Source organism: Paenibacillus piri (genome assembly GCF_004354045.1).
Taxonomy (GTDB): domain Bacteria; phylum Bacillota; class Bacilli; order Paenibacillales; family NBRC-103111; genus Paenibacillus_S; species Paenibacillus_S piri.
In genome coordinates, this window is sequence record NZ_SMRT01000048.1 from 1 (window position 1) to 2,456 (window position 2,456).

Here is a 2,456-nt window from a genome sequence, read left to right on the forward strand (position 1 = left end):
TGAAGTCCCGAAGCATAAGCACAAAAGAGCCCTCGTCCTATCTGCACGAAAATTGGTACGGTTGGTATTCATGCTACTGAAGACCAACAAAATGTACACACCACCCGAGAGGAGGAATCCATAGGATTTCCAGATTTCTACTCTTTTTACATGTTGCCCATGCCTGTAAATAGTCTGAAAATTTAGACTAAATGGTGGGGTTAGTTTAGTGATGTCTTTTTTCAGCTCTGGGTACGCTTTAGGCAATGTTTTTTCCAATTCTTATCGATCATCCCCTTGACATATCACCGCTGGGCTCCCACAATCTTCCGGGTTCCTAATATTATTCGCAGACGGCTATTCGTTTAGGGTGGTTCACCGGGCATACAGCTGCACTCGTCAGCATTCAAAAAATGCTCCTTCATCGCGGAATATCGTGCACAAGCTCCCACCGGTGAGCGTAAGCTTCCAGCTTCGGATGAAGCGAATCCGATGATGAAGATGCATCGTCGACAAAGAAGCGGAGCTTTTTGATCCAGCCCTCGAACGAGTCGAAAGCCGCAATACGATTCGCCATATCCAATGTCGCATATACAAAATGCGGCCCTTTATATTTGTCGGCCAAATACCGGAAAGCCGTGTCCATCGGCGTATATTTTTTACGCCGGCCCTCCCACCGGTCAATCAGCGTTTCCGCCCGCGGTTCGACCCGCTCCAGCAGCTGCCCCAGCGCGTCCGCTCTGCGGTAGTAAGGCTCCGCATCCTTGTGCCCCATTCGTCGCAGCGTTTGTTCGTGCAGCGGATAAAGGACGAGCTTTGCCATGTTTTTTCGATCGGCCAGCTCTTGCACCCGCTCCAGCCGCTGGACGGCGTAAGCTTCAAAGCTGTCGTACACCCATATACTGCCGCGCGCCGCTGCCGGCTCCGGTTCAGGCTCATAGCCGAACGGCACCTTGTCCGCCTGTCTCGCCATCTGTCAATTCCCCCGCTCTGGGCACGACCCGTTTTTTTCGTTAGTATACCATCCGGTTCACGGTTCATTCCAACGCTGTGAATATTTAAACCGGCAGTGGGCAAATTTAATAGGAAGAACACGCTTTTGCGTTCATGCGGGCCTGCCCGCGTGCAGCATCATTTTCTTACAACCATACCATCATCCTGAAAAAAAGGAGCCGATCTCATGTCTGAAAACAAGAAGCATCAAGGCAATTATGAAGGGACCGCGTCCATGAAGGCCGAAAATCAAGATATGGAATTTGTAAACGACACCGTCGAGGACGCCAAAACGACCAAAAACTTGAACGGCGCGATCACAAAAGAAAAAAAATAGCAACCTGCAGAGGGGACCTTGAGTTCTCGTACGACGACCAGCCGTCAAAATGCAAAAAAGTCGGGAGCCGCATTCGGCGGAATGGATTCAACCGATCCGCACGGCCACGGTCATGCTCCGTCTCCGCAAAGCGGTTGGCAGGCCTAACGCATATCCTAATTCGCAAGGATAAACGGCTTCGCCGTCATACAAGAACGAGCGGGTTTGTCAAGGTTTTACGAAGCAAAGTATAAAATCTTATACTTTCTGGCTATTCAACCCCAAAAAACCTTCAAGACCACTTCTTGCAACCGTGGCTTTGAAGGTTTGTTTATTGCCGGGATGCCTGGAAATCGGCCAAGGCGCGCCATTCAAGCAGCTTGGCTTCGAACGGCATCGTTCTCGCCGGACTGGACGATGGCAGCGTCCCATAGCGGAGTGCGCCGCCGGCGCCGCTGCGCTGAAGCAGCGGAAGCACCCGCTTCCGGTACAGCTCCGCCGCCGCTTGGCCGTTGAAAAACACTCGCTCCACGGCCGGGTAAGCGTTGTAAAAGGCGACAAAATCGTTCGCCTCGGGCCGACGGATCGCCGCATCGAGGCTGCCTGCCCTTTCACAGGCCGCCAGCACGTCCCATAACGCAATCCGGTGCGCCAGCGCAAAGCTCAGCCGCTCCCCGTATTTGTCAGATGGTCCCGCTCCGCCGCCGAATACCGCATACAACAGCGGCCAAAAATGATTGCGCGGATGCCCGTAATATTCCAGCTTGGTTAGCGACAGCGCTCCCGGCATCGAGCCGAGCACGAGCGTCGTGCAATTCGGGTCGGCTACGGGCGGAAAGCCTTGCAGGCGGATCTCGCTCATACCGCTCTCCTCCTCGTATAGTATTTCTTGAAGGTTGTTGTTGGGCTAATTTCCAGTACCCTAGGGTACTGGCGGCCGCCTTCAAAATTTCCAATTTGATCTTTGAAAAATAAATGAAAATCTTAAATTGGGACTGGACTTTTCGTGATGCTTCCAGACAATGAATCTTAGGGTCATTCGGGGAAATTCTTTTTCCTCCTGTAGTTCAACTACTTCATAAGTCTGTTTCCCTGGCACTCGTGCGGCACTTCTTACCCGCTGGCTGTTCCCTCCGGCAACCCATGCCCGAAGATAGCAGCTTCGGGG

The 2,456-nt window shown here is 52.5% G+C and carries 3 protein-coding genes; 1 reads left to right on the forward strand and 2 read right to left on the reverse strand.

Annotated elements, in window-relative coordinates:
• Positions 1-400: 400 nt before the first annotated feature.
• Positions 401-952, reverse strand: coding sequence for a hypothetical protein (locus tag E1757_RS35485; protein ID WP_133237149.1), 552 nt, complete (start codon positions 950-952; stop codon positions 401-403).
• Between the two features lie 207 nt (positions 953-1,159).
• Between E1757_RS35485 and E1757_RS36090 the strand changes: the two genes are divergently transcribed.
• Positions 1,160-1,309, forward strand: a complete 150-nt coding sequence (locus tag E1757_RS36090; RefSeq protein ID WP_165972442.1) for a hypothetical protein — start codon at positions 1,160-1,162, stop codon at positions 1,307-1,309.
• Positions 1,310-1,619: 310 nt separating this feature from the next.
• Here the strand turns inward: E1757_RS36090 and E1757_RS35490 are convergent, their stop codons facing one another.
• On the reverse strand, positions 1,620-2,150 hold the full coding sequence (locus E1757_RS35490) for a DNA-deoxyinosine glycosylase (protein WP_181956736.1): 531 nt from the start codon (positions 2,148-2,150) through the stop codon (positions 1,620-1,622).
• Between the last annotated feature and the right edge of the window lie 306 nt (positions 2,151-2,456).